This is a genomic window from Pedobacter sp. R-06, assembly GCF_049913135.1.
Lineage (GTDB): Bacteria > Bacteroidota > Bacteroidia > Sphingobacteriales > Sphingobacteriaceae > Pedobacter.
This window is the reverse complement of sequence record NZ_CP183977.1, coordinates 4842329-4867529: the sequence shown is the minus strand read 5'-3', so window position 1 is coordinate 4867529 and position 25201 is coordinate 4842329. Positions and strand designations below refer to the sequence as shown.

Here is a 25201-nt window from a genome sequence, read left to right as displayed (position 1 = left end):
TTTATTTTAGTACTATGTATTGCATGGTAGTATATAAAACATATATCTTTGTATTATGATAGCAGAAAATACGCAAACACAAATGCGGAAGGGAATTCTGGAGTACTGTGTTTTATCAATCATCTCACGGGGCGAAATATATGCTTCGGATATTATTGCCGAATTAAGGACGGCAAAGCTATTGGTGGTTGAGGGTACATTATATCCATTATTAACTAGGCTTAAAAACAACGGTTTGTTAAGCTACAACTGGGTAGAATCTACCTCAGGCCCACCGCGTAAATATTATACCTTAACCGAAGATGGCCGGGGTATTTTATCACAACTAGATCAAACCTGGCAGGAGCTGGCTTATGCTGTAGGTATTTCACAAAAAGGAGCCAATTCATAAATATTAAAAAGGAAATGGAAAAGACCATCATCATAAACATAGGGAACACGATTATTCATATTGAAGAAAGTGCTTACGAACTCTTAAAGGCCTACCTGAACGAAGTAAAACAATATTTTGCCAACCATGCAGATGACCTTGAAATTGTAACGGATATCGAAAACCGGATTGCCGAGCTGTTAACCGAGCAATTGGAAGAGCAGAAAAAACAAGTAGTAGATTCGGCGAATGTAAATTCGGTGATTGCGCAAATGGGCAAGGTGCAGGATTTTGATACGGTAGAGGAAGGCGAAGAAGCGCCGGTAATCAATAACAACTATCAATACCAGTACACGGAGAAAAAACTGTACCGCGATATGGACGACCGCGTAGTAGCAGGTGTTTGTGCGGGTATTGCACATTATGTAAATGCAGATCCCAAATGGATCAGGCTTGCAACATTGCTGATCAGTTTTGCCGGTGGATTCGGAATACTGGTATATGCCATACTCTGGATTATTATGCCGAAAGCAAAATCCCGGATCGAACGCATGGAGATGAAAGGTGAGCCTGCAAACCTTCAGGGTTTCCAAAAGAACCTTGATGAAGAATTACAAGCGGTTAAAGAACGTTTAGGCGAAGTAAACAAACATGCCCAACCGATATTTGCCCGTTTGGGGAATTTTATCGGAGAATTTTTCGAATGGCTGGGCCGCTTTATTTCGGGCACCGGAAAGGTGATTTTTAAGATCATTGCGGGTTTTATCGTTGTTTTTGGCGTACTCTTTTTAATTACTTTAATTATTGGTACGGCCGCTTTTCAGGGATTTTGGGATGCCAGTATTTACGAATATTTTCCCTTCTCTATTATTAATGAAGGCAATAGGGGAGCAATTTTATTTGGTGTATTTATTGTTTGCTTTGTACCTATTTTAGCCCTGGTGTTATTCTCGATCAGGGTAGCTTTTAACAAACAGGCCATTAACAAAACACTTTCTTTTGCCCTGTTAATTATCTGGCTGGCAGGTGTAGCCATAACAGGTTATCAGGCAGCTAAAATATCATCAGAATTTAAGCAACATGCAGAGTTAACACAACCAACCGACCTGAAAGCTTATCCGGTATATACCATCAATATCGATAAAAGTAAATATTTCAGTAAAGAAGATAGCGTGGCTTACCACATTGATGCGAATAATCGCCACCAGATTGTAGTTGATGATTTTGAAGACGGACCTTTTGTTTCACCGAACCATATCCGCATTGATATTAACAAAAGTGAAACCGGTGTCACCCGTTTAACACAAAAATACGAATCGCAGGGTAAAACTTTTCAAAGTGCCTTGCAAAATGCGCAGAACATTAGCTACAATTATATAGTGAAAGATTCTGAACTGATTTTTAGTCCGCGGTTTCAATTGAGAAAGGGGACCATTTGGAGAAACCAGGAAGTAAGGTTAAACCTTGAAATTCCGGTGGGTACAAAATTAATTTTAAAGCAGGATGCTTACCGCTATGTTAATAATTACTGGACCTGGGAATGTAACGACAGCGAAAATGATCATAACGATTCTAGCATATGGATTATGACGGATGATGGTTTGAAATGTGTTGCGAAATTAAAAGAAGAGGCGTTAAAAAAGGAAAAGTTAGAGCAGGAGCTACGTGATTTAGACCGTTTGCACCAAGATAAACCTAATGATACCCTTTACCAGGATTCCATATCAAACCGGATTAAGGAAGTTAAAGAAGAGTTGGGTATAGCGCCTGAATAATAGTTCCGTCATTTCGAGCGGAGTGCAGCGCAGCCGAGAAGTCTATTCGAGCAGATCTCTCCATTCCGTTTCACTTCAGTCGAGATGACGATCATACCTACAAGAAAAAGACCATGAAAACATTATTTACGCTAGTTGCATGCTTTATGGCATGTGGGGCTTCTTTTGCCCAAAAATTAAATAAACTGACAGGGAAAATTGTTGATGAAAAGACTGTTCCGGTGTCGTTTGCGATTGTTAGGGTGCTGCATTATCCTGATACGATCGTGGTTAAAAGCGTATCGACCAATATCGAAGGTGAGTTCGCAATCGATCAGTTGAAAAGCGGTGAATATATGTTGTCTATCTCTATAGTGGGTTTTAAAAGTAAAAAGACTGACCGTTTTTCGCTTAACGAAGACATGAAATTACCTGTCATCACGATCGAAAGTTTAAGCAAACAATTAAAAGAAGTGAGTGTTCAGGGCAAGAAACCTTTTATTGAACATCAGATCGATAAAATGGTACTGAATGTAGAGAACAGCATTATTGCAACAGGCGGTACGGCACTCGAAATTTTAGAGAAAGCACCAGGCGTACAGTTAGACAGGCAAAATGACCAGATTTTATTGAACAATAAATCGGGTGTAATGGTGATGATTGATGGGAAAAACAACTTTTTATCGAGTGCCGATTTAACGGTTTATTTAAATGGTTTAAGCAGTAGCCAGATTGCTACCATCGAAATTATTACTAACCCATCGGCTAAGTATGATGCTGCCGGTAACGCGGGCATCATCAACATCAAACTAAAAAAGAATAAGGCATTTGGTACCAACGGAAATGTTTCGTCAACCTATCGCAATGCAATAAGGGCTAACTTACCCACCAATATTTACGGATCGGAACTTAACTTCAACTTAAATCACCGTGTAGAAAAGTGGAATTTTTTCACCAATGCAAATGCTTCAAAAAATAATAATTTTTCGAATCTATTTTTAGAGCGGAGTACCAATGCCAATGGTTTACAGAGCAACTTTAACCAGAATTTTCAGAAAATATATACAGGATCGCGGTTGGCCGCAAAACTAGGTGCAGATTATTACGCAGGTGAAAAAACAACCCTTGGTATTATGCTCGATGGCAGTACAAGTACACGTAAATTGGATAATTTCTCTCAAACGTTTATAAACGAAATTAAGGATGGGGTTACCGGCAATAATTCGTTAATCCAATATTCTGATGCGAATACCCCAAACAAAAATTATAGTGTAAATTTTAACATCAGACATGATTTTAAAAAGGAGGGCGCAAGTTTAAACTTTGATGCCGATTATTCTGGCTTTGATTATTCGGGACTGGAAAATTTTAACACCAATTTTTACGATGATAAAGGTGCTGTTTATAATAATACAGTGATTAAAAATAATAGTAAAACAGTTATCGATATTTATGCCGCAAAAACGGATTTTACCTGGCCGATATCAAAAACTACAAAGATAGAAACCGGTCTGAAAACGGCTTATGTTAAAACCAATAACGATTTTCTGTCATCAGCATTGATCAATAATGAATGGCAGAATATTGTAGGACAAAGCAATAACTTTATTTACAAAGAAAACGTAAACGCAGCTTATGCAAATTTATCGAAAGATTGGGGTAGGTGGCAAGTTCAGGCTGGTTTACGGGCAGAGTACACCCAATCTACCGGAACATCGGTAACCAATAATACATCGGTAAAGCAACATTATTTATCATTATTTCCAACGGTTTTTATTAACCAGAAAATTTCTGAAAGTAGTAATCTACGTTACACCTATGGCAGGCGGATAGACCGGCCAAATTACCAGCAGTTAAATCCGTTTAATTTTTATATGGATCCTTATACCATAGCACAGGGAAACCCATATTTAAAACCCCAGTTTACCAATAATTTTGAAGTGAGTTACAATTATAAAAGCGGATTATTTTTTTCATTGAGTTATGCTAAAACAAAAGATTTAATTTTAGATAGTAAAACCGCACAAAACGATAGCACCAGAATAGTTACTGTAGGGCAAGGGAATATTGGCAGTGGAGAATACTACTCTGCCGGCTTATCGGTTCCGGTAAACATTGCCAAATGGTGGAATCTGCAAAACAATTTTAGGGTTTCTTATAATAAATTTAATGACGATAATTTAGAAGGCGCACCCTTTGCTTTAAGTAAAGTATTCTACAATTTTAATACCGTAAATTCGATTATTTTGGGCGATAACTGGGCACTAGAAACCAATTTCTGGTTAAACTCACCAAGGGTTAGAGGCTTAGAACGGACTACTATTTATCAGTATGCTTTAAATATAGGTGTACAGAAAAGTTTCCTGAACAAAGCTTTAAAACTTAAGTTAAATGTTGATGATATTTTTCAGACCAACTACTGGAAAGGAACACTCGATTATCAAAATGTGAATTTAAGGGTGCAGAATAATTACATAAGCAGAAGAGTATCTTTCAATATCAGTTATAGTTTTGGTAACCAAAATCTAAAATCAAACCAGGACCGGAAAACCGCAGCAGATGATATTAAGGGAAGAGCTGGGGGATAGTTTTTTAGTCTAAAACATCAGTCTAGAGTCCAGGGGCTAAGCTTGGCGACCAAAGTTCCGGAAAGACTGTGCCTCGCAATAACAGATTTGTCTCAGCATTAAAAATAAAACGCCTAAAAAGAAGAAACCATGAAAACATTATTTACGCTAGTTGCATGCTTAATAGCATGTGGGGCTTCTTTTGCCCAAAAATTAAATAAACTTACAGGGAAAATTGTTGATGAAAAGACTGTTCCGGTGTCGTTTGCGATTGTTAGGGTGCTGCATTATCCTGATACGACCGTGGTTAAAAGCGTATCGACCAATATCGAAGGAGCGTTTGCAATCGATCAGTTGAAAAGCGGTGAATATGTATTGTCGATCTCTATAGTTGGTTTTAAAAGTAAAAAGACCAGTCACTTTTCGCTTAACGAAGACATGAAATTACCTGCCATTACGATAGAAAGTTTAAGCAAACAATTAAAAGAAGTAAGCGTTCAGGGCAGAAAACCATTTATTGAACACCAGATTGATAAAACGGTATTGAATGTAGAGAATAGCATCACTGCAACCGGTAGCACCGCTTTAGAGGTTTTAGAAAAAGCCCCGGGTGTGCAGATCGACCGCCAGAATGATCAGATTAAACTAAACAATAAAAACGGTGTAACGGTAATGATCGATGGAAAATCGAACTTCCTTTCTGGTGCGGATATTACCACTTTGTTGAGCAATATGAGCAGCGATCAGATTGCTACGATCGAACTGATCACCAATCCATCTGCTAAATATGATGCTGCCGGAAATGCCGGGATTATCAACATTAAACTTAAACGCAATAAAGCTTATGGCACCAATGGTACAGTTTCCATTAATACGGGGCAGGGCATTATGCCCGATTCGCCCAGCGATTTATTCCGTGCGGGGGTAAACCTAAACTTAAATCACAGACAGGGCAAATGGAACATTTTTGGAAATGGTGCCGTGGCACGTAAGGCTCAGTTTAACAATACGTTTTTAACCCGTAGCACTTTGTCGGAGGGATTGGCCAGTTCGCTAACGCAAAATTTCGACCGTAAAAATAAAGGTGTCGGTTTTCAGGGAAAATTAGGTGCAGATTATTATGCTTCTGAGAAAACAGTTTTCGGGGTGATGTTAGATGCCAATACGGTAAATACCAAACTGACGAATTTTAGTAATACCAATATCAATGCGGTGCAAAATGGGGCTTCTAATCTTAGTTATATTTTACAGGATGCCAACTCGAGCTCTCCTGTGGGTAATTTAACAGCCAACTTCAATATCAAACATGATTTTGATAAAAAGGGGAAAAGTATCACTTTCGATATGGATTACTCGGGTTTCAGCAATAAAAAAGATGAAAATTTTCTGGCCAATTATTTAAACAGCAGCGGTAGCCCGACCAACCAAACTACTTTACGGAATAATACAGATGCAGAGATTAATGTGTATGCCGCCAGAACGGATTTTACCTTACCGATTTCGAAAACCATGAAATTGGAAACAGGTTTAAAAAGCAGTTATGTAGTAACCAATAATGATTTTATTTCTGAGCAGCTGGTATCGGGTGTATGGCAAAATGATCTGGGTAAATCGAACAATTTTGTGTACAAAGAAAATATCAATGCCATTTATGGCAGTTTCTCTAAAGAATGGAAAGTATGGCAGATTCAGCTGGGCTTAAGGGCAGAGCACACGCATTCTAATGGTACTTCTGTAACCGACCGGAAAGAAGTAGTCCGGAACTACCTATCGGTTTTTCCAACGGTTTTTGTTAATCAGAAAATCAGTGAAAACCACAACATCCGTTACTCTTACGGCAGAAGGGTAGACCGTCCGAATTACCAGCAATTGAATCCTTTTGTGTTCTATATGGACCCCTTGGCGGTCGATCAGGGAAATCCTTATCTGAAACCTCAGTTTACCGATAATTATCAGATCAGCTACAGTTATAAACAGGCTTCTTTATCCCTGAGTTATTCGAATACACGGGATATGATTACGCAGATCAGTAAACAGGACGATGCCACACGTGTAATTAGTGTAATCCGTCAGAATTTAGGCCGCTTCCAGAATTACTCCGCAGATTTATATATTCCCGTCAAAGTTGCCAAATGGTGGAATATTCAAAATAATGTTAGTGTTTATTATAGCAAATTTAATGACGGGAATATTGAAGGTGCTGCATATAGTGCGGGTAAGGCTGCGGTAAATATTTTTACTTCCAATTCCTTTACCCTGTCTCAAAATTTTAGTATCGAAATTAGTGCATGGCTGAACTCCCCGCGGGTTTCGGGCGTAGAGCAAACCACCATTTATCAGGGTGCTTTAAACGCCGGAATCCAGAAAACTTTAATGGATAAAAAACTTAAATTACGTTTAAACATGGATGATATTTTACTTACCAACCATTGGGAAGGAAAACTGGTTTATCAGAACATTAACATGAACGTAGTGAACCATTACACCAGCCGAAGGGCAAACTTCAGCATCAGTTATAGCTTCGGAAACCAGAATGTAAAATCGGCGCGGTCCAGGAATACCGCTACCGATGATATTAAGGGAAGAGCAGGGGGGTAGGCTGGAGTCTTCAGTCGTGAGTCCGGAGTCTAAGTTTGGAGTTTCGAATTTGGAGTCGGAGGTCCGGGGTTGGAGGTCGACAGTCTGGGTGAAAAAACAGTCCATCTCCCTTTGAAGGGGGCAGGAGATGAAATTTGGGTTTGGAGTCGGAAAGCCCGGCGCGAATCCAGTCCCCCTTTGAAGGGGGCAGGGGGATGAAAAAACAGTTAATCAATTAACCAATAAAAACATGAAAAATATCATATACAGTATCGCGATTTTAGTTACCACTTTAGGTTATGGATGCCATAATAGTGGGGGTAGTTTGTCGGTAAGCACAATGGATAACAATACCGACTTTAAATTTGAAGCAAAATACGCCGAAGATAAAACGGGTAAACTGGAAAAATACCTGGATAGTGCCTTGAACAATGAACTTCCATTAGATCAGAATATCGATCTGTTTGTGAACCTAAATGGCAGCGATAAGTTTAACCTTAAAGCCAAAAAAGGCTGGTTAGTGATCGACTTTGATAAACGGAACAGCTCATTGGCAGGTTATATGAAAGTGAAAAAACTTACCGAAGGCATTAAGCAAAAGTTAATGGAATAATCGTGTTTTAACCGCAAAGATCACAGAGAGAAGGCGCAGAGGGCGCAAAGTCATGCGGCCTTCGACTATGTGTTCTGACTGACAATTGATAAGGGAATATCTGCGTATATCTGTGTAATTTGCGGGCGACCCTTTTCGTAATTGTTTCCCGCAGATTTAAGGTGATGGGCGCAGAATCAAAAGTTTTCTTTATTAAGTCCTAGCTGTTTACATGTACCTATATTTAAGTTGTACTGTTCTTCAACCGGCACCGCTTTTCGAGAACTCTTGTTGATATTACTGCCTTCTTTTGACCAAAGGGTTGGATGAAAACTAAAGACTTTATCCGCATCTAGTTTTGAAACCTTCCCCATCAAGCAGTTCAAAATCAAGTTTTTCGGTTTCTATTGAAATATTCTTATCGCTAATATCTAAATCTGCACAAGTATTTGATCCAATAACGATCCGAAAGATTTGATGAAAGTATCGATATATTGTGTGCTTCTATAAAATTTTTTATTTGCAAGTTGCTCATCATACTATTTCGGTTCATTAAAATTCAATAGTTTCATTCCCAGTCCGCTAAACTTTATGTATATACTTACTGATGAGTTAATGAAGCTTAAAATATATACATCTGATTTGTCGTCTCTTTCTAATTGTACCTCATCAGGGTCAAATTCGAATGTCCTATTATCTTCGTTCATGAAATCGATCTGATAGTTAGTTACATGCGTTAAAATTAATTCGTAAAAATGCTCGTTTACTTCATGTTCTTTTTCTGTTGGTTTTAATAACATTACTTTTAATTCAACCTTACTCTCCATCCCTTCCTCTTTAATGGATGTATCGATTGTAGCATAATATTGAATTGTTTCAATTGAAACCAGATTTAACAAAAATGTAGGGTTTAAAATTGATTCAATTTCTGCCATTGTTTCGATGTTTATGGTGATTGTTTTATTTTATTTAGATTAATATCAAAATACCTTGCAAATTGTGTGTCAGGAATACCGTTTTCATTAAAATAAAGAATAACCTTGTTTCCAACAATAGTGAGTGTATCAGGTATCATCTTGTTGCTGAAATGTTTATCAAGAAAAATGATCCTGTTGCCAGCTATCTTATAATTGCCTTTAAATGTTTCACCACTGGCTATATTCGAAGAGACCATTTCGAATTTATGGTCTGCTCTTAAAGTTAAATAAATTGCAGATTGGTCGTCCATTAGTTTTGCTTCAAGTATTTTTTCGCTTTTAAAAAAATCGGAACTGGCAATCCCAGAAATAACGATTATTGTTATGACAGCTATACCGACCCATACACCCAACTTATTCTTGCTGGTAACAGACAAAATGAAATAAGATAGAAAAGCGATAATGAAAAAACCCAATACGGGTATGGCGAAAAACCAAAGTTTTTCCCATAACCAATCGAAAAGGAAATATGAGGACAAAAAAAGAGGGCCAAAAATAAATATTAATAAAGGATGATCTCTTTTTTCGTTTTTCATTTTAGGTTCTTCACGGAGTGGTTTATTTATCAAGCCCTAGCTGTTTACGTGTATCTATATTTGAATTGTACTGTTCTTCAATTGATATCACCTTCTTTGTGTTTTTGTTTATGTTTTTGCCTTCTTTTGACCAAAGGGTTGGATGAAAACTAAAGACTTTATCTCCATCTAGTTTTGAAACCTCATCTCTCCAGTTTGTCCACCTTTTGCCTTTGTAAAATTTGTTTAAATCGTTGTTGAAACAAAACTGTAAGAAATCCGAATAGGTAAGATCAAGTGGCTCGTAAGTTAAATTATCTGGAGAAAAATAGTATATTTTTCCCAGGTCTTTACCGAGACCACCACCATTTAAAAGGTAAAAACCGCCAATTGCATCATCTGCAACTAGTAAGAAGGGCGATGCTTCCCCAAATTTCTCTATTGATTTTCCTTTGTTCCAATCAGGTAGTGTACGGTTTAGTTTTGGATTGCCCGAACCAAGAATTCTGATCCAGCCATCATCAACCAAAATTCCACCAGTCATATAAATTACCGATCCCATTGGCGAACGTGTGGTTACCTGTGTTTTAAACAAGGCATCTTTTGCTTTTGAACTATCAGCTGTTAAAATTTCGACTTTGTTTTTTGCAGATTCAATCCAATCTTTTACAATAGGCCAGCCTGGATTGGTGGTATTAATGAGTTCGTTAACTGGTCGCATTTTGGTCTGTGCTGTAGCGGCTAAAGTAGTTAGGGCAACTATGGCAATTAGTAAGTGTTTGATCATAATTTATATTTAAACCTCTTTTAGTCATTTCTTTCAACCAAACAGCTATCCAATAAATACCCATTTGTCCTCTGTTATCCATGGTTCCTCTGGGTAACTGTTTTTTTGGATAAGCTAAAACGGTAGTATCAACTTCTTTAACAAATTTTGTTAGTGCACTAAGGTTATTTTTCGAAAAAGGAAGTATAGCGAAATCCCAACTCGAATAATAGGATAACATCCATTTAAATTCTTCATCGATTTTATTGCTTAGGAGATATTCGTTTAAAATTGTATACGATTCCAAAATGATTGAATTGTCTAGATCTTGAACACCAGTGTAATAACTTGGTTCAATTATACCGTACCAATTCAAAAACAAGAGGCGTTTCAGGATTTCAAGTTTTGTTTCCTCGTTTTCTGTATTGAAAAATAGATCAAAATAGTTGTTGTGAATGTTTCTATACTGATCGTAGATACCATGCACTTGCTCTTCCATTTGATCTATAGTTCCTTTTAAAGAATCTGTATAGTTGTATAGCTCCAATTCTTGAATGGACAGGCTATCGATTGTTATCTCCATGATTTTGGCTATTTAACTATCGGTATTTTTCAAAACATGCTGCAAATAACTTTGGAAATTGCTGTACCCATTTTTTTCAGGATGTTCAAGGTCTAGCATTTGTTCATTTCCCATATCAAATATTTGCCAGTTGTAGATTTTAGCAATTCTTATTAACTCAAAAAGTGCGGCTTCACCATAAAGACTAAATACTTTATTGCTTACATGTTCGGTATCAACAAAATAATCTATAGCGTATCCTTCACCTTTTATTTCCCTATGATTTTCGCTAGCAGTAATGTTGGTAAAATGCTTTTCTAGAATTATGTTAAAATCTATTGCTACAAGTAACTCTTCGTCTACTTCTTCAACAGCATTTATTTTTTGCTTGGAGCTAAATATTACAATGTCCCAACTCATAGTGAATATTAGTGAAAAATGTTAAGGTCTGTATTAAGTTCATGATTTTTATTTATCATTTCGTGTATTCCAATTTTTATTGCCCAATAATTTCAATACAATCTCCGTTCGTTATTGCCAATTGTTTTGTCTGCTGGTTAAAAGCCACTTGCGGAAGCTCTTTAAGGTGATGAATGATTGATGAATTTTGTAATCCGCTTGGCAAACTCTCTTCTTGATCTACTATTTCGCCTGTTACCAGATTTATAATTTTCGGAAAACCATATATATCCCAGGCATACTGATCATTAATGGCAAAAAGATTTCCAAATTCAATATTCATTCTAACTGGTTTAGAAATTTGGTTTAAGGTGATATCCCAAATGGCAATGTGTTTTGGCGGTAGATTTTCTATTAGTTCATCATTAATTGCTTCCTCATCAGAAGAACCCAATAGTATTTTGTGATCATCAATAAAACTTGCACTAGCGATTTCTACGGCAACGTTTGGATAAATTTCAGACTCATCAAGCAGCTTGGGATTACGAATACATTCTTGAATGTCGAATACCTTAATTGCATCCCAGGGATGCCAGAGCCAGCCTTTACTCATCAAATATCTGCCATTGGGGCTTATTTCGAGCCGGGAATGAAAAAAATCACCAGGATTTCGCCCCTCATTATTGGTAATGATTTGTCCGGTTTCAACCTCTTCAAAATCAAGCCTGCAATATTCGGATGGACAATGAATTAAAAACGTTTTACCGTTAAAGGTTACGAAAGCCGCAGGGTATTCATAAACATCTGCGTAATAAGAAGAACGATTTATTTCTCTTAAAAGCGCTCCGTTTTTAAGTAAGCGTCCCTTTGTACCAAGTTTTTGAAAAATAAATGCATATTGTCCGTCGGCAGATGTAATGGCACTATCGCCAAAATCAAAACTATTTTCGCCCAATTGATCTGTTTTTCCATCAAGCGTATACTGCTTGCCCGCAGAAGCCCAGTCTATAATTGTACTGTTAAGCCAACAGATAGTTTTTAAATAATTAGTTGGTATAGTTTGTCGTTTCATTATGACCTTTGTTCATGTGCTGGGTAATGTGTAAATATACCAAACTCCTTATCTCTCAAATTGATTTGAATTAACCAAAGTTATTTCAGCTTAATTATCCCATTCTCCTTTAGCATCGTATTCTTTTCGCTCCAGCTGTATGTCCGCTTAAATTTTAGTTGCTTAATGTTCAGGGTATCGGTTAAGACAAGGTTTTTGGCCGAAGATTTAAACAGATCGTATTGAAGCGGTGGCTCTGCCCACTCTAATGTATATTGATAGGCATCTATAATTTTGTTGTTCTGGTCTGTTTTGATAATCAGGATGTCGTGAAAATCTTTGATTGTTGCTGCTTCACCTCCATTGTAGGCTTTGCCCTTAAAGGTTGCCAGAAACTGATAATAATTAAATGCTCCGCTAATAGGTTCGAAAACAGGCATCAGATTTTTGACGTTGATGGTGTCTTTAATATGCCCATCAATAGCATCCAATTTCGAATAATTAAAATCGCCATTTTTTGCCTGCTTTTTAAGTACATAAACCGGAGTCGCTGTTAATCCTGTTGCAGTTTCTACCTTGGTATTTTCGAAAATTACCTGTACCGGTTTAGATTGACTGTAGGATAACACTGCAGTAAGATTAAAAATGATGAGGAGCTTTAGAAATGATTTCAATTCTGTTTAATTGTTATAATCTACACTAAATACAGCTTGTTTAATTTTAGAATTGAACCGGTAATTCGAAATCAACAGTTTTTACGCCATTTTCAATTTCCCGTCCCTTTAGGCTCATGTAAGTTTTTCCATTTTTTTTAAGCCTGCCGATTGTGAGTTTGTATTGCCTCATCTTTAAATTGCTGAGATCTTTCATCGCATTAATATCTAAGTCTCTTGGTTCTTCTAAAATCCAGCTATAACCCATCCACTTGCTTTTTAGCGCATTTTTATCGCTTGTTATATTTAGCTTATCGGCAAAAGGAATTTTGATCTGCCCAAATGATACCATATTATTTTTAAGGTCAATAGTCAACGAGTCTAGTTTTGAAAGCTTGTTCTGAGATTTAAAAGAAATTATATCATTTTTGATTTGAACAGCGATGTTTTCGGTACCTGTTGAAACCATTTCTATATTGTCCATAAAACCCAGGAGTTCCGTATATTCTTCTTTTGTTAAACCCAATTTAACATGATAAGGCATTTTTTCACCAGGGGGTACGGCTTTCATATAATCTACAAACCATTCATAATTTTGTGTTATTGAGGATTGAAGCTTTTTTGTCAACTCCATTTGTCTTGGGTTTTGCTGCACGCCATCTATGATATCTGCCTGAACTGTTCCTATTGGCAACAGACTGATAAGATCTTTTTTTATATCACCTGTTAGTTTTTGATCGGAAATGCTTGTTTGTGCTTGCATGCAACCGCTAAAAAACACCATAAATAAGATGAGGTAAGATGTGTGGTGTTTATAAGGGTTCGGTTTAAAAGTGAGCATAATGGTTGATTTAGATGTCACAAGATAGGAATTTAGTAGATTTTTTAGGCAATCATATAATATATAAGAACATGCAAATTATAACAATCGCTATTCAACCTCTCCCAAAAGCTACAAGCCCTCCTTCATAAACCCGACAGCAGCGAAATCCTTTTTGTTGCCTTTTCAATAGATTCAGGATAACAGTAACAAAAAGATTGTAGGGTATGGCGGGGCTGCGTTGGCCGAAAAGCACAGGACCCTTCATTTCCAAATCCTTTACCATTTCCAGTTGGCCTTTTCAGTTAAACCATTAACTATATAAAAAATATAAGGCCATATCTGTTAGGACACCCTAGTAATGATCATGTAAGCGGTGAAATGAATGATATAATATAGACACGCTAATAACCATTTCACGTCCAATACAAATAGTCATAAAAACGCCTTTATATTGTCATGATTACCCCTCATGCGCATTAACCTTCCGTTGTAACTTTATCATCATTAAATAAATAGAAAATAACATGAGAAAGATCAAAATAATGGAACACATCTCGCTTGATGGCGTCATGCAGCACGAAAACAGCGAAGATTTTACAAATGGCGGGTGGACAACACCTTACCGGAGTGCGGAAGGCCTAGCCGCAGTACTGGAAGCTCAGGGTACTCACATCGACCTGCTGCTTGGCCGCAAAACCTACGATAGCTGGACCCAGTACTGGCCAAAGGCAGGCGATAACCCGATGGCGAACAGTTTGAATAATGGCAAAAAATACGTGGCTACCCACAGACCAGAAAGCCTTGAGTGGGGCCCGGTTGAAGATTTAGGTACTGACATCGTAACGCGTATCCGTGAGCTCAAATCAACAGATGGCCCTGACCTGATTGTGTACGGAAGTTCAACGGTGGTTGCTGTGCTATTGGAACAGGGACTGGTTGACGAGGTTGTACTGATGGTGTATCCGGTGTTGCTGGGCAAAGGCAAACGTTTCTTCTCGGATACTGCCGATGCCCGCGTACTGGCTTTTGTAAGCACAAACACTACGCCTACCGGAGTGCAGGTGAACACTTATCGGTATGTTGGAGAACTGGGTAAGGGTTAGTTTAGAGCTGGAGGTAAGGGGTCGAAGGTCCGAAGTCTGCATTTCTGAAGAGAAAACCAGAAGAAGATCGGTTTGGAGTTGAAAGGTTTTTTGGAGCGCAAGGGCTGTAATCCTTAGGTTGGCTTCGGTCCTGCTGTCCGTTTCACTGCCATCAGGGTTATTTAACGATGGCCGTACCTCGAAAACACGGGAAATGACGGGCAATCTTTTGATCGGCTGGTCAGAAGTCGGAGGTTCGGGTCTAAATGTGCATTGACTCGTCATTGCGAACCGAAGGCTGGGGATTGTGAGGTCAATCTATTTTGTGAATTAGTCAGAGGCTTGAAGTTTCGACTAGTAACCAGGTAGGTAATTCAGCACAACACCTTAACAGAACCAGATTAAGGCCAATCGTTTTCTACCTGAAACTATTGCCGCCAACATAGAGATCGAAATCGATGGAAAGCCCAAGGTTGTGCATTCTGGCAATGCTTTCCCTTTTCATACTCGGACCACCAATCATTCCATTGCCATTATGGATATCCATGGCCACCTGAATGTAACCATCGGCTTTTTCTACGAGTTCGTTAATTCCTTTCTTGTCCGTTTCCAGATAGGTTAATAATTTATCGAGCTTATCTTCAAACTCATCGGGCTCGCTATTGGGCATTATTTTCAGTGCGCTAAATTTATGCGCCGACCTGCCGTTTTTCTTTAAATCGCCCTTGTTCCAGCTTTCGTAAACCGATAAGCTGCACATGGCTTTAAGCTCCGTTTCTGAGAGATTTTCGGAAGTGGCAAAAAAATAAACCCGATGATAAGGTTCAGTACCGATATTGATCATTTTGCCTGAATCACCATCAATATACACTGCAAAATAAAACCGTTCATCAATCACCGGTAAGTAAGCTATAATGAACTTGTCACGGTCGCGGTCGATCCGCGTGATCTGTAATTTATTATTGATGTAGATTGGCGCATGGATTTCAAGATATTGTTCTGTTACCCCAAACGTTTTTTCCTGAAATTCCTTTTCAATTAGCGTGATGACTTGTTCGTCTGTCATTTATTGGTTTTTATGCTAAAAATAAGGTTTGTTTGTTATTCCCTTAAACAAATCAACCGGAAATCTTGATTATTTCCGGTTGATTAAGTCATTTCAAACCTTTAGGCTCCTAAAGAGGAGCATTATAGGATACAGGCAATTAATCTTTCACTAATCTCACCGCGGCGCCTGTAGTTTTACTATAATCGGTTACACGCGGTTCGCTGTATTTGTTAAAGTCAAGGTAGTAGGCAAAGCTGTCGCCGCTTGATTTGGTCGTGCTCGACCACCAGTAGCTTAGCCATACCCCGTACTTGAAAGACTGGCCGCCGCCATATTCATCACCACCTGCACTGCCATTGGTCAATAAATTGAGACCCGATGAGTTATCGCCATTGCCATGCGCAAATTTGTACGAATCTTTTACGTCCCAGCCGGTAGTACCACGCATTTTTTTACCGGCTACCTTTTCCCCGCCTAAAGCCGCAATAAGCGTTAAAAATTCATTGCTGCTCGGCACATGCCAGCCAGCAGGCGCTAAGCCACGGCGATCGGTAACCGCATAAAAGTTGTACAGCTTTCCGTATTTCTTTTCATTGCTGCTATCGAAATTAAGGTAACAATAAGCTGGAATCTTTTCCCTGCTTACTTTTTCCCATTCTTTTTGGTTGGCTGCGTAATAAATCTGCTCGCCGTTTCTATAGGTGCTCACGTTTAAATTGGTGCTTGTCCACACCTGGTTGCCAATTTTTACCGGACCTGTAATTTCCGGCGAGGCATTGTATATTTCTTTTAGTGGCGCCGCTTGTGCAGCATTACAGCTCCAAACAAAGTTGGTAGGTTGTATACCGCCGCTTCTTTTTAAACATTCTTTGGTAGCTATTGCATCGGCCTCTTCTTTGGTTTTTGCTATGCCCCAGCCAAATGCAGTACCCACATTGCCGTTTATGGTGCGGTAGGCTGCACAGCCGGTACCCGAATAGGTTAACACAATGCTACAAGAGCCGCCACGTTTGTTGCATTCGTCAACCGCTCTCTTCTCCGCTTCTGCCAGGTTTGGCTGATCGAACGAAAAACCATAATAAAAACCATTAGATCGGTCTACAGCTAAAGCGCCGTATTTGGTTTTAACAGGAGCAGCCGTTTTGGTTGCTGATTTTTTTACCTGCGCCATCACACCAGGTGCCGTTACCAATAGCACAAGCACTGATGCCATTGGGAGGAGTTTGTTTATTTTCATGTCTTAATTGTTTGTTTATTGCAAGCCAATTTCCCAATCATGTCACTTAACATCAATACCTTTTATTGGGTATATTTTATGAGTTTTGGCAGAAGTTAGGAGACGGAGGCCTGAAGTTTGGGTTTCTCAAAGCATAGAGGATCAGAGAACCTTTTGGAGCGCAAGGGCTGTAATCCTTAAGTCAGAAGACAGGTGTTCGGAGTTGGAAGTCTGGGCTTATAAAAATGAATCCATTCGTCATGGCGAACGTAAGGGCAGGATGGCGCGGTGGCGTAAAGCAATCTGTTTGATGATTTCAGCCGCCTTATATCCACTTAATGGGTTAATCACGGTTTTTATTTAACCTATCCCAAAAGCTGTTGTTGTCTAATTTGCTAAAAAGACCTTCAGTAAGGTATATATCCAGAAATTTTAGAATTGAAGTGGTCTGTACAGTCATTTCCTGAGATCCATGATCGTCGTTTATAACTTCATATTGACCTCCTTCCTGGAGTTGGATTAACCATTGGTCGCTGTTGATCATATATTCAGCAAAATGGAAAATATTGTTTGCTAATTCGCTTTTATAATCAACCGCCTCATGTACTGGAATTACCCTGAATAACCAATCATCGGTGTTAAATCCGTTGCAAAATGTATAGAATTCAATAAGGTCTGGTGGAAGGGGATAACTAAGCTTTAGCTCGAGCTCTGTAAGGTCTTCACCGCTACAGGGAGCGTTAAAGGTAATGCCCAGTTCGTTCACTTCATCTTTCTTACTTTCAAAAAGTTGTTTGTACTTATTCATGCTTGTATCGATGCCAGGTTTTGTGCTCAAATTATTCCCATCGTAATCAAATTTATAAACTCTGTTCTCAAAGTCTTTGGCCATAATAAAATGTTTAGTAAGTTCAAAAGACTGTTCATCAGCAGTCGTTACAAAGATATCAGCACCGCCTTGTTGCCAAAGTATTTTACCGTCCCTGTCAAGTCGTGAAATTTCGAGCTCACCATGAATAATATATGTGTCCTGATATTTATAAATTTCAAAGCAGGTAGCTCCGTCGGCTTGCGTACGCCATAATAAGGCCAGATCAGGAATTGATAAACAAAAAATGGTGTCAGAACAACAGATTAAGAGTCTGTCATCTTCTATTATTGTTGAGGTTTCGTGAATTGATGTTCCTCCACCAATAGCTCCTATAGCCGCACTTTTGATTAATGTGCCGTTCTTAAAAACTTTTATGCCATAAATTGATGTGGAACGATATTTAGATTCTTCAAAATAAACAAAATCATAATGGTTAACATTATCAACCGAATCCTCTTTAAATGCTTCATCATCGAAAATGTTAATGTGATATTTATTGGTTGTGTGGTTTATCATGTGATTTTATCAAATCTTAGATTCGGATGTACGAGATTACGAGGCTGTAGCGTAAATTCAATTTTGTCTATTATGCATGGTGTTGCGCGCTCATTATTTGGTCAACAATTTCTACAGCTTTCTTATAGGTAATGCCATTTTCCTGATCAAATGTCAAACGATGTCCTTCTTCAATCAGTTTAATTTCGGGGATTAAACCAACTTGTTGCTCTACAGCGATTGTTTTTATGTTTAACGTATCCCCATAAGTTGGAACAATTGTTTGTAGCCATCCAAAGTATGGTTCTTGAGTAATTCTATCTGGGACATTCCATAATTCCATTCTTTTATTGAAGTTGTCAGGGCTTATTGATGACCACACATTAAATATTAAATTTTCACTATAATCAAGTACTGGGATTGTTATACGACCGCGATGAAAGAATTGTTGTTTATCAACCACACACCAACTTTCGTTAATTTCGATTCGTTCTGCGATTTCATTTGGTGGAACAGAGAAATAATAATCTGGGTAGTCTGAACCAAAACATAAAGGCAATTCATGATATACCTGGCCACAGCAAGAACAGGTATAGGTATGTTTGTTTTTTGGTTTGTTGAAAAACGAGAATAGTTTCAAAATGGGTACTTGTTAATAGCCACAAGGTAAAGATTTAAGTATAAAATAAAAAGTACGGCATTTTATTGATTTTATGAAAGCACAAGTCCGGCTTTGCCTAGGCTAGTGCGCTAAGACTTGCGCTAGATGGGGTAAAGGCGAAGCGAAATAAAGGTAAAATCGTTATCTCCGATTGAGGGTTGAGACGGGGTTGGTTCGGAGTTGGTTCGGACTTCTGACAGCGTTGTTACAATTGTAGCCGAACAAAGCCCGAAGTAAATCTGTAGATATTACATCCTAATTGTTAACCTCTTTAGCTTCGGAAGTGTTCGTATACAAGGCAGCGTGACGAACGGCTTGTGTATATACCGCATCTAACCCGTTAAGATTTTTAGTGAGATTAATGTATCAAAAGCATAAGCCTTACTGGCGCAGGCCTTAGCGTGCAGGGGTTTGGGGTGATGGCTTGTGCATTTACCGTACACAACTCGTTAAGCCATTAATGAGATTCGCGTATCAATTTATTAAAAGCATTTTAAACGTTTGGCGATATTGTTGATATTATTTTACACTCGTCACATTTAAAATCATACTGATTGTTTAGTTGTGTTTTTAAATTCCATTTCTTATTGCAACCCGGACAAGGCCTTGTCAGCTGATCTCCTTTATATTTCTTGTAATTATGTAAATAATAAAAAGTTGGGATTGAAGTCAGTTCTTCGATTTTTCTGCAAATTTCAAGTCCTTGCCTGGATAGTTGGGATTTAATTTCTTGCATCTGATTTAGTGCCCAACGTTCTCCAACTTCACAATTCATTTGTAAACTATCGCAGGAAATATAATTCGTTTCCCAGCGTAAAATTGGCATATAGCCGTGATCGTAATAAATTGGTAATCTATAAAGTGGTACTGATTGGTTACAAGCCCCACAAGTTAATGGAGATTCAATGGTGATATAATTTGTAATCAGAATATAGAAGTGAGGCTTTTTACATTTGCAGGGAGATTTGTAACTGTCATACGACTTGCCGATAGTTTTATAGCTCAGCCTGGAGTTACACAGATCTTCAATTTTTTTTGTTTGTCTATTTACATAGAAGTTATTGAATTTCTTGTCAAGAGAATTTTTCTCAAGCGTGAAAGGCAAACAAACTATTTTGTCGTTTTTAATATACTGTGATTCTATTCTTCCTTGTGTCTGTCCATTTCCACGATAAAAAGACATTAGTATACCAAATTCATCAATGAGCTCATCTTTATCCAATTTTGTCTTTATATCAATTGATATTTCTTGAATGTACATGCTGTCTTTGTCTTGATGCTAATAAGTTGGCAAATTGGTAAATAAATAAAGTCAATCAATTGTTCTAAATGATTTTGATACTGGCGATCATATTTTGAACAGACGTTAGTTCCCTTGTATTAATCGGCATTGCCTCCTGCCCCTTATCAATTGAGAATGTGCAGATAAATATATCATTTTGCTTTCCTGTTATCCAATAATAAATAATTTGGTGATCTCCCTCTTGTTGAAATTCTTTCTTGTAATGCGCGCAGTTGTATTCACCTAAGATAATTTTCTGTGCACCTGTATTTTCCAAAACCTCAGTAGTAATATATTCACTAGCTTTATCCACATTTGAATCAGTTACATTTGGCCATTGGAAGGCTGTAATCCTAAAATTACCGGTCCAAGATTCCTCTGCCTCATTCCAGAAAGCATCCGTAGAATCATCCGCATCATCGTATGCTGTCCAACCATTAGTTAATGTGAAACTAAACCAACCACCCCTAGAAATATAATTACTCATAGTGTTGTTTATCCTATTTTGTTAAAAGCCAAATTAAGTAAAAGGCGCAACATAACTGTAGCTTCAGTATGATCTTATTGGTATAAATAACTTTGGTTAAATCTTTCTAATGTCCCCATCAAATCCTATATTTAATCTACCAGACTTCTTAGCTCAGTTGGTAGAGCAACAGACTCTTAATCTGTGGGTCCAGGGTTCGAACCCCTGAGGGGTCACTTGTGGCGACAAATCTAAAAGAGATGGGTTTGTCTCATTGTTTACACTGAAATTAAGATTGCTTTCTAACGTCTTCTGTAGACGAGTTGGTCAGTATCTTTTTGATCTCCTGCATGCATGCGGTTAATTGCTTTTGATTGCCTTCTGGTATAACCGAAATCATATCACTAATTTGTTGATTAGATGCGGCATCGAGTTCGTTATAAACTTTTTTGCCTGAGGGTGAGAGTGAAATGAATATCACTCTTCCATCAGTTTCAGAAGCCTTCCGGGTGATTAGCCCGTACTTTTCAAGGTGCCTCATAACCTTGCTTAACTGCCCTTTATCAATTCCAAGCTCAGATACGATCTGTGTTGCGGTAATTTTTTCGTGAGCATGTATTTCATAAAGTACCCGTGCCTCAGTAAGAGAATATTTGCTATTGAGCAAATGATTATTTAAAAGGCCCAGCAATTTTGTGTAGTACCGGTTAAAACTTCTGATTTCGTCTACAATTTTTAGTTTATCTCCCATAATAAATTGATTTGGCAATTAATTGAATAAAAGATCGTAGCGGAATTCTGTAAGAGGCTTATCAAAGCTATTGGATGTTTTTTCTTCAGTTAATTGAAATCCATACTTTGTATATAAAGATACAGCAGTAAGTTGTTCTTCGGTAGTCCATAAAAAAGCATGTTTTATTTCCTTTTCCTTCATGAAAGCAATGAACTGTTGCATCAGATGTTTGCCTAGGCCCAGTCCACGATATTCGGGAAGGAAAATAAAGTATCGGAACTGTAATGCTTCGTTGCGGCGATGCGCAATAAGGCAACCCACTATCTTATCGTTGTGCTCGCATATCCAGATCCTATCTTTTTCCTGGTCGTATTCCTTAGCAAAATCTTTCAGGCCGTCGAGCACATATCCTTCAAAACTAAGGCCGTAACCACATTCTTTGGCATATAAGTGCCCATGGATATAGGCGATATATCCTAAGTCTCCCGGATGCAGTGTTGTTCTGATCCTGATGTCTGCAAATGAAATTGGTGTCATAATTTATATTTTATGTGTTATATAGTTGATAAGATCAACTATTGCAAAATAACTAAATATAGTTGAAATTGTCAACTATATTCTCGTTTTTTAAAATAGAAGATATTCTTTGTTTTTCTTTTTCATCGCTATTATCAAATACGTTCGGGCATAAAAAAGCGCCCATACTTTTCAGTATGAGCGCGAGTTGTTTGTTTATTTTCTTTAATTTTTTGCGTCAGCAGGGGCATTGGTGGTCGAATCTGCTATGGAATCAGTACTGGCACTGTCAATCACTTTGTTTGTGTCCGTGTATTTATACGTACTATCCGCATTTTCCTGATCAGCTTTTTTACCACTACATGCTGACAATGCTAAACCTAAAGCGGTTACTAAGATTATTATTTTCGTTTTCATATCAAATTGTTATAGGTGTACTTATATAATTCTTTTTAAAAGGCAATTGTTTTGGGAATTGTTTAATTAGTCGGGAGTCGGGTGACCGAGGTCAGAAGTTTGGGTGCATTTTTTTTAACCACAAAGGTCACGAAGAAAAGAAGGCGCGGAGGACACGAAGTAGTATCAGGGCGAATAAGTTAGTCTGAAAGCGTACGTCATTGCGAACTGAAGGGGTGGACCGTTGCGATGGCGTGAAGCAATCTTTTGGTCGGGAGTCGGGTGACCGAGGTCGGAAGTCTGGGGTCATTTTTCAAAACTAAAATCTTTATCATCCTCTTCTCTCCGTAGTGTTCAGCGCAGCGTCACTACGGAGTAATACATAACATAAGTTATAAACATGCAATTACTCTGCTAAAGCCCAAAGAACAGATCGGTATCTGGTTTTATGTGGTATTTGCTATGCATGCATTATAAATCTGTTATCTTTGCAGCTTTTATCAATTATTAGCATTCGTTAACATATACATGGGCAAAAACAGCATCGGCTCTACCATTTCGTATTTCTTTTTAGGTGAATACTTTTCTGATGCCCTACGCACCACCATTACCGTGGTATTGCCCATTATGTTGTTCTTTTACCTGGGCAATCCTGAAGCAGCAAAAGGAATAGGGGTTGGTGCTTTATTGATCAGCCTGACCGATCTGCCCGATAACCGACTGAACAAACTCAAAACTGCGCTGTCGAGCATTATCGTCTTTTTTGCCACTACACTGGTGGTTTCATCGGTTTTAGATCATATTTACCTCACTGCGGTGGTTGTTGTAATTGCCGCTTTCAGCTTTTCGATGTTTGCCGTATATGGGCAGAAACTCTCACTGATCGGCACCATGGCGCTGATTGTATGTACCTTTGTAATGGGGCTTCACCCTGAACGACCGCTATATTTTAGCAGTTATATTTTGCTTGGTGGCGTTTGGTATTATATCATCAGTTTAATCCAGATTTTAATCCGCCCTTACCGCTCGCTTCACCATGCCATTTTCGAATGCCTGATGAGCAGTGCGGTATTTTTGAATGCCAAAGCGAAGAATTACGATGTGGGTATTCCGCTCGATCTGCAACAAAAAGAAGCCATAAAACTGCACATTAAAGTAAATCAGAAACACGAGTTGATCCGCAATCTGCTGCTTACTGATAAATACGCCATGAACCCCGATAACCCTAAAGGTCAGTTGTTATTGGAACGCGCGCGGTTACTAATCGATTTGTATGAACAGTTGAATGCCGTACATTACGATTATGCTCTGGTTCGAAAAACTTTGGCAACCGGCCCGAGCCTGAAACTGATTGCCAGCTTAATTGAATTGCTGGCCAAAGAGCTCGAGCAACTGGGCAGGCATGTTCGGTCGGCAAAGGCTTATAAAGGAGAAGTGGCCAACAATATCGAATATTACCAGAAACGCTTGATGCTGTTGCAGGAAATGGAGCGTTTAAACGAAACCCAGCGTAAAATTGTATTGAAAGTGGTTTCGAACATGAACGATATTGTTCGCATTATCGAAATGATCAGGGGCAACGAGCGCAGGCCTGAGAAACACTTACAAGAATTGAGCGGATCTATTTCTTATCCCTTGTTTGTTACCGGCGATCGATTTTCGATCAGGGAACACCTTACCTTAAAATCGCCTATCTTCAGGTTTTCGCTGCGTTTGGCCATCTGTTTTCTGTTTGGTTTTTTACTCATGTGGCAGTTGGAGCCGAGCAAATACAGTTACTGGCTTTTTCTCACCCTGGTAATTGTGGCGCGGCCCAAATTTTCAATTACCTGGAAACGCAACTTGCAGCGTTTAAAAGGAAGCTTGGGTGGGGTGGTTATCGGATTGATCATCATCTATTTTGTAAAGAGCCCGGCAGTGCTGCTTTCTTTTTCAGTTATTTTTCTATTGGGTTTTTATGCCTTTAACCGTTTAAATTATACGATAAGTGTGTTGTGTATTACCCCTGCGGTAATTTTAACATTGGGCAGTTACCAGGGGCATTTCGATCATATTGTACACGACAGGATTATATTTACGGTGCTGGGCTGTGTAATTGCCATTTTTGCCACTTATCTTTTCCCCATTTGGGACAGCCGCCAGTTGAAGGAGAAAATAAGCAAAGCAACAAAAGACAGTTTGCACTATTTGCAGGTGGCGATAGAAAGGAAGGAAAACCTGGACGAGAATATTTCGCGTATGGCCAGGAAAAATGCCAACCTGAGTTTATCTGCATTAAGTGAAGCGATTGAATCGGCCAGCCAGGAGCCCATGCGCAAACATATCGATTTTAATGGTTTGTATGGCGTACAATCGACCATTTACCAGATCAATGCGATTATTACTTCTATATACCTTTCGCTTAACCATAAACCCGAACGGGCCGACCCGTTGTTGCTTAGCCAGATTGTAAGCAACCTTAGTCATGAAGATGTGCTGAAAATTGATGTTGTATCTGAGGTAAATATAATAGATATTGATCATGATGACCATTCTACCAGGCAAAAACTGGCGCATATTGCGGCTTTATCATTCGATTTCAGGAGGTTTAGTGCTGGTTTTCGGGACTGATAGGTAGTTTTAAGCTAAGTTTTTTGGAAATGAAAGGACAGTGGGTCTTGGCGGATTGTAGTCCTGCTTTCCATTACAAGTCCGCTCCCGATGAAAAAATCGGGATTGCGGGCTTTCCATTACAATCAGGTTTAGTTACAAAGTTCAGTGCTGGTTTTCGGGGTTAATTTAATTGTTTGTTAGTCTGAGCGGAGTCGAAGACCGTATCAAATGTTAATT

General features: G+C 38.5%; 25 protein-coding genes and 1 tRNA gene. 8 read left to right on the top strand and 18 right to left on the bottom strand.

The window, feature by feature from the left end:
* Nucleotides 1–55: 55 nt before the first annotated feature.
* From ACN9MR_RS19585 to ACN9MR_RS19565, 5 genes are all read left to right on the top strand, one after another.
* Nucleotides 56–391, top strand: a complete 336-nt coding sequence (locus tag ACN9MR_RS19585; RefSeq protein WP_029275299.1) for a PadR family transcriptional regulator — start codon at nt 56–58, stop codon at nt 389–391.
* A gap of 14 nt (nt 392–405) precedes the next feature.
* A complete protein-coding gene (locus ACN9MR_RS19580; protein WP_426326232.1) occupies nt 406–2145 on the top strand; it encodes a PspC domain-containing protein in 1740 nt (579 codons plus the stop codon).
* Between the two features lie 113 nt (nt 2146–2258).
* On the top strand, nt 2259–4712 hold the full coding sequence (locus ACN9MR_RS19575) for a TonB-dependent receptor domain-containing protein (RefSeq protein ID WP_426326231.1): 2454 nt from the start codon (nt 2259–2261) through the stop codon (nt 4710–4712).
* A 129-nt stretch (nt 4713–4841) separates the two neighbouring features.
* Nucleotides 4842–7289 carry a TonB-dependent receptor domain-containing protein gene (locus ACN9MR_RS19570; protein WP_426326230.1) on the top strand — a complete coding sequence of 816 codons (2448 nt, stop codon included), beginning with the start codon at nt 4842–4844 and terminating at the stop codon, nt 7287–7289.
* 229 nt (nt 7290–7518) lie between these two features.
* Nucleotides 7519–7881, top strand: a complete 363-nt coding sequence (locus tag ACN9MR_RS19565; protein ID WP_426326229.1) for a hypothetical protein — start codon at nt 7519–7521, stop codon at nt 7879–7881.
* 176 nt (nt 7882–8057) lie between these two features.
* On the opposite strand, the gene ACN9MR_RS19560 is transcribed toward ACN9MR_RS19565, so the two are convergent.
* The 9 genes from ACN9MR_RS19560 to ACN9MR_RS19520 form a co-directional block, all read right to left on the bottom strand.
* A complete protein-coding gene (locus ACN9MR_RS19560; protein WP_426330236.1) occupies nt 8058–8234 on the bottom strand; it encodes a DUF2625 family protein in 177 nt (58 codons plus the stop codon).
* A gap of 165 nt (nt 8235–8399) precedes the next feature.
* A complete protein-coding gene (locus ACN9MR_RS19555) occupies nt 8400–8795 on the bottom strand; it encodes a hypothetical protein (RefSeq protein ID WP_426326228.1) in 396 nt (131 codons plus the stop codon).
* An 11-nt stretch (nt 8796–8806) separates the two neighbouring features.
* Entirely contained in the window at nt 8807–9373 is a 567-nt protein-coding gene (locus tag ACN9MR_RS19550) for a hypothetical protein (RefSeq protein ID WP_426326227.1), read from the bottom strand.
* A gap of 22 nt (nt 9374–9395) precedes the next feature.
* Nucleotides 9396–10139, bottom strand: a complete 744-nt coding sequence (locus ACN9MR_RS19545) for a DUF2625 domain-containing protein (protein ID WP_426326226.1) — start codon at nt 10137–10139, stop codon at nt 9396–9398.
* Nucleotides 10060–10701 (bottom strand): hypothetical protein, encoded by a 642-nt coding sequence (locus ACN9MR_RS19540; protein WP_426326225.1) that lies wholly within the window; start codon nt 10699–10701, stop codon nt 10060–10062. Before ACN9MR_RS19540 ends, ACN9MR_RS19545 begins: the two co-directional genes overlap by 80 nt.
* 12 nt (nt 10702–10713) lie before the next feature.
* Complete coding sequence (locus ACN9MR_RS19535; RefSeq protein ID WP_426326224.1) at nt 10714–11100, bottom strand: hypothetical protein; 387 nt, start codon at nt 11098–11100, stop codon at nt 10714–10716.
* A 76-nt stretch (nt 11101–11176) separates the two neighbouring features.
* Nucleotides 11177–12151 (bottom strand): hypothetical protein, encoded by a 975-nt coding sequence (locus tag ACN9MR_RS19530; protein ID WP_426326223.1) that lies wholly within the window; start codon nt 12149–12151, stop codon nt 11177–11179.
* A gap of 80 nt (nt 12152–12231) precedes the next feature.
* Nucleotides 12232–12804 carry a hypothetical protein gene (locus ACN9MR_RS19525; protein WP_426326222.1) on the bottom strand — a complete coding sequence of 191 codons (573 nt, stop codon included), beginning with the start codon at nt 12802–12804 and terminating at the stop codon, nt 12232–12234.
* Between the two features lie 46 nt (nt 12805–12850).
* Nucleotides 12851–13624 carry a hypothetical protein gene (locus ACN9MR_RS19520; protein ID WP_426326221.1) on the bottom strand — a complete coding sequence of 258 codons (774 nt, stop codon included), beginning with the start codon at nt 13622–13624 and terminating at the stop codon, nt 12851–12853.
* Nucleotides 13625–14130: 506 nt separating this feature from the next.
* On the opposite strand from ACN9MR_RS19520, the gene ACN9MR_RS19515 reads away from it, so the two are divergent.
* Entirely contained in the window at nt 14131–14709 is a 579-nt protein-coding gene (locus ACN9MR_RS19515) for a dihydrofolate reductase family protein (RefSeq protein ID WP_426326220.1), read from the top strand.
* A gap of 397 nt (nt 14710–15106) precedes the next feature.
* On the opposite strand, the gene ACN9MR_RS19510 is transcribed toward ACN9MR_RS19515, so the two are convergent.
* The 6 genes from ACN9MR_RS19510 to ACN9MR_RS19485 all read right to left on the bottom strand — a co-directional run bounded on the left by ACN9MR_RS19510 (nt 15107) and on the right by ACN9MR_RS19485 (nt 20748).
* The gene (locus ACN9MR_RS19510) at nt 15107–15754 is read right to left on the bottom strand and encodes a DUF4279 domain-containing protein (RefSeq protein ID WP_426326219.1); all 648 of its coding nucleotides are present in this window, start codon (nt 15752–15754) and stop codon (nt 15107–15109) included.
* Between the two features lie 139 nt (nt 15755–15893).
* Nucleotides 15894–16973, bottom strand: a complete 1080-nt coding sequence (locus tag ACN9MR_RS19505; protein WP_426326218.1) for an FISUMP domain-containing protein — start codon at nt 16971–16973, stop codon at nt 15894–15896.
* A gap of 322 nt (nt 16974–17295) precedes the next feature.
* Complete coding sequence (locus ACN9MR_RS19500; RefSeq protein ID WP_426326217.1) at nt 17296–18339, bottom strand: SMI1/KNR4 family protein; 1044 nt, start codon at nt 18337–18339, stop codon at nt 17296–17298.
* Nucleotides 18340–18409: 70 nt separating this feature from the next.
* Nucleotides 18410–18958 carry a DUF2199 domain-containing protein gene (locus ACN9MR_RS19495; protein ID WP_426326216.1) on the bottom strand — a complete coding sequence of 183 codons (549 nt, stop codon included), beginning with the start codon at nt 18956–18958 and terminating at the stop codon, nt 18410–18412.
* Nucleotides 18959–19472: 514 nt separating this feature from the next.
* Nucleotides 19473–20240, bottom strand: coding sequence for a DUF2310 family Zn-ribbon-containing protein (locus tag ACN9MR_RS19490; RefSeq protein WP_426326214.1), 768 nt, complete (start codon nt 20238–20240; stop codon nt 19473–19475).
* 64 nt (nt 20241–20304) lie between these two features.
* Nucleotides 20305–20748 carry a DUF3805 domain-containing protein gene (locus ACN9MR_RS19485; protein WP_426326212.1) on the bottom strand — a complete coding sequence of 148 codons (444 nt, stop codon included), beginning with the start codon at nt 20746–20748 and terminating at the stop codon, nt 20305–20307.
* 142 nt (nt 20749–20890) lie between these two features.
* On the opposite strand from ACN9MR_RS19485, the gene ACN9MR_RS19480 reads away from it, so the two are divergent.
* Nucleotides 20891–20963, top strand: a tRNA-Lys gene (locus ACN9MR_RS19480).
* Nucleotides 20964–21016: 53 nt separating this feature from the next.
* Here ACN9MR_RS19480 and ACN9MR_RS19475 read toward each other — a convergent pair.
* From ACN9MR_RS19475 to ACN9MR_RS19465, 3 genes are all read right to left on the bottom strand, one after another.
* Nucleotides 21017–21478 (bottom strand): MarR family winged helix-turn-helix transcriptional regulator, encoded by a 462-nt coding sequence (locus tag ACN9MR_RS19475; RefSeq protein ID WP_426326210.1) that lies wholly within the window; start codon nt 21476–21478, stop codon nt 21017–21019.
* An 18-nt stretch (nt 21479–21496) separates the two neighbouring features.
* Nucleotides 21497–21997 carry a GNAT family N-acetyltransferase gene (locus ACN9MR_RS19470; protein WP_426326208.1) on the bottom strand — a complete coding sequence of 167 codons (501 nt, stop codon included), beginning with the start codon at nt 21995–21997 and terminating at the stop codon, nt 21497–21499.
* Nucleotides 21998–22201: 204 nt separating this feature from the next.
* Nucleotides 22202–22393 carry a hypothetical protein gene (locus ACN9MR_RS19465; RefSeq protein ID WP_426326206.1) on the bottom strand — a complete coding sequence of 64 codons (192 nt, stop codon included), beginning with the start codon at nt 22391–22393 and terminating at the stop codon, nt 22202–22204.
* Nucleotides 22394–22900: 507 nt separating this feature from the next.
* Between ACN9MR_RS19465 and ACN9MR_RS19460 the strand changes: the two genes are divergently transcribed.
* Entirely contained in the window at nt 22901–24982 is a 2082-nt protein-coding gene (locus ACN9MR_RS19460; RefSeq protein ID WP_426326204.1) for an FUSC family membrane protein, read from the top strand.
* Nucleotides 24983–25201: the final 219 nt, after the last annotated feature.

Excerpts from the sequence above, each read along its gene's own strand:
- ACN9MR_RS19520 (WP_426326221.1), bottom strand. The coding sequence starts at position 13,624 with ATGCTCACTTTTAAACCGAACCCTTATAAACACCACACATCTTACCTC.
- ACN9MR_RS19560 (WP_426330236.1), bottom strand. The coding sequence starts at position 8,234 with ATGGGGAAGGTTTCAAAACTAGATGCGGATAAAGTCTTTAGTTTTCAT.
- ACN9MR_RS19515 (WP_426326220.1), top strand. The coding sequence starts at position 14,131 with ATGAGAAAGATCAAAATAATGGAACACATCTCGCTTGATGGCGTCATG.
- ACN9MR_RS19490 (WP_426326214.1), bottom strand. The coding sequence starts at position 20,240 with ATGTACATTCAAGAAATATCAATTGATATAAAGACAAAATTGGATAAA.
- ACN9MR_RS19555 (WP_426326228.1), bottom strand. The coding sequence starts at position 8,795 with ATGGCAGAAATTGAATCAATTTTAAACCCTACATTTTTGTTAAATCTG.
- ACN9MR_RS19565 (WP_426326229.1), top strand. The coding sequence starts at position 7,519 with ATGAAAAATATCATATACAGTATCGCGATTTTAGTTACCACTTTAGGT.
- ACN9MR_RS19530 (WP_426326223.1), bottom strand. The coding sequence starts at position 12,151 with ATGAAACGACAAACTATACCAACTAATTATTTAAAAACTATCTGTTGG.
- ACN9MR_RS19585 (WP_029275299.1), top strand. The coding sequence starts at position 56 with ATGATAGCAGAAAATACGCAAACACAAATGCGGAAGGGAATTCTGGAG.
- ACN9MR_RS19485 (WP_426326212.1), bottom strand. The coding sequence starts at position 20,748 with ATGAGTAATTATATTTCTAGGGGTGGTTGGTTTAGTTTCACATTAACT.
- ACN9MR_RS19575 (WP_426326231.1), top strand. The coding sequence starts at position 2,259 with ATGAAAACATTATTTACGCTAGTTGCATGCTTTATGGCATGTGGGGCT.
- ACN9MR_RS19510 (WP_426326219.1), bottom strand. The coding sequence starts at position 15,754 with ATGACAGACGAACAAGTCATCACGCTAATTGAAAAGGAATTTCAGGAA.
- ACN9MR_RS19505 (WP_426326218.1), bottom strand. The coding sequence starts at position 16,973 with ATGAAAATAAACAAACTCCTCCCAATGGCATCAGTGCTTGTGCTATTG.
- ACN9MR_RS19570 (WP_426326230.1), top strand. The coding sequence starts at position 4,842 with ATGAAAACATTATTTACGCTAGTTGCATGCTTAATAGCATGTGGGGCT.
- ACN9MR_RS19475 (WP_426326210.1), bottom strand. The coding sequence starts at position 21,478 with ATGGGAGATAAACTAAAAATTGTAGACGAAATCAGAAGTTTTAACCGG.
- ACN9MR_RS19465 (WP_426326206.1), bottom strand. The coding sequence starts at position 22,393 with ATGAAAACGAAAATAATAATCTTAGTAACCGCTTTAGGTTTAGCATTG.
- ACN9MR_RS19535 (WP_426326224.1), bottom strand. The coding sequence starts at position 11,100 with ATGAGTTGGGACATTGTAATATTTAGCTCCAAGCAAAAAATAAATGCT.
- ACN9MR_RS19500 (WP_426326217.1), bottom strand. The coding sequence starts at position 18,339 with ATGATAAACCACACAACCAATAAATATCACATTAACATTTTCGATGAT.
- ACN9MR_RS19545 (WP_426326226.1), bottom strand. The coding sequence starts at position 10,139 with ATGATCAAACACTTACTAATTGCCATAGTTGCCCTAACTACTTTAGCC.
- ACN9MR_RS19580 (WP_426326232.1), top strand. The coding sequence starts at position 406 with ATGGAAAAGACCATCATCATAAACATAGGGAACACGATTATTCATATT.
- ACN9MR_RS19540 (WP_426326225.1), bottom strand. The coding sequence starts at position 10,701 with ATGGAGATAACAATCGATAGCCTGTCCATTCAAGAATTGGAGCTATAC.
- ACN9MR_RS19470 (WP_426326208.1), bottom strand. The coding sequence starts at position 21,997 with ATGACACCAATTTCATTTGCAGACATCAGGATCAGAACAACACTGCAT.
- ACN9MR_RS19550 (WP_426326227.1), bottom strand. The coding sequence starts at position 9,373 with ATGAAAAACGAAAAAAGAGATCATCCTTTATTAATATTTATTTTTGGC.
- ACN9MR_RS19460 (WP_426326204.1), top strand. The coding sequence starts at position 22,901 with ATGGGCAAAAACAGCATCGGCTCTACCATTTCGTATTTCTTTTTAGGT.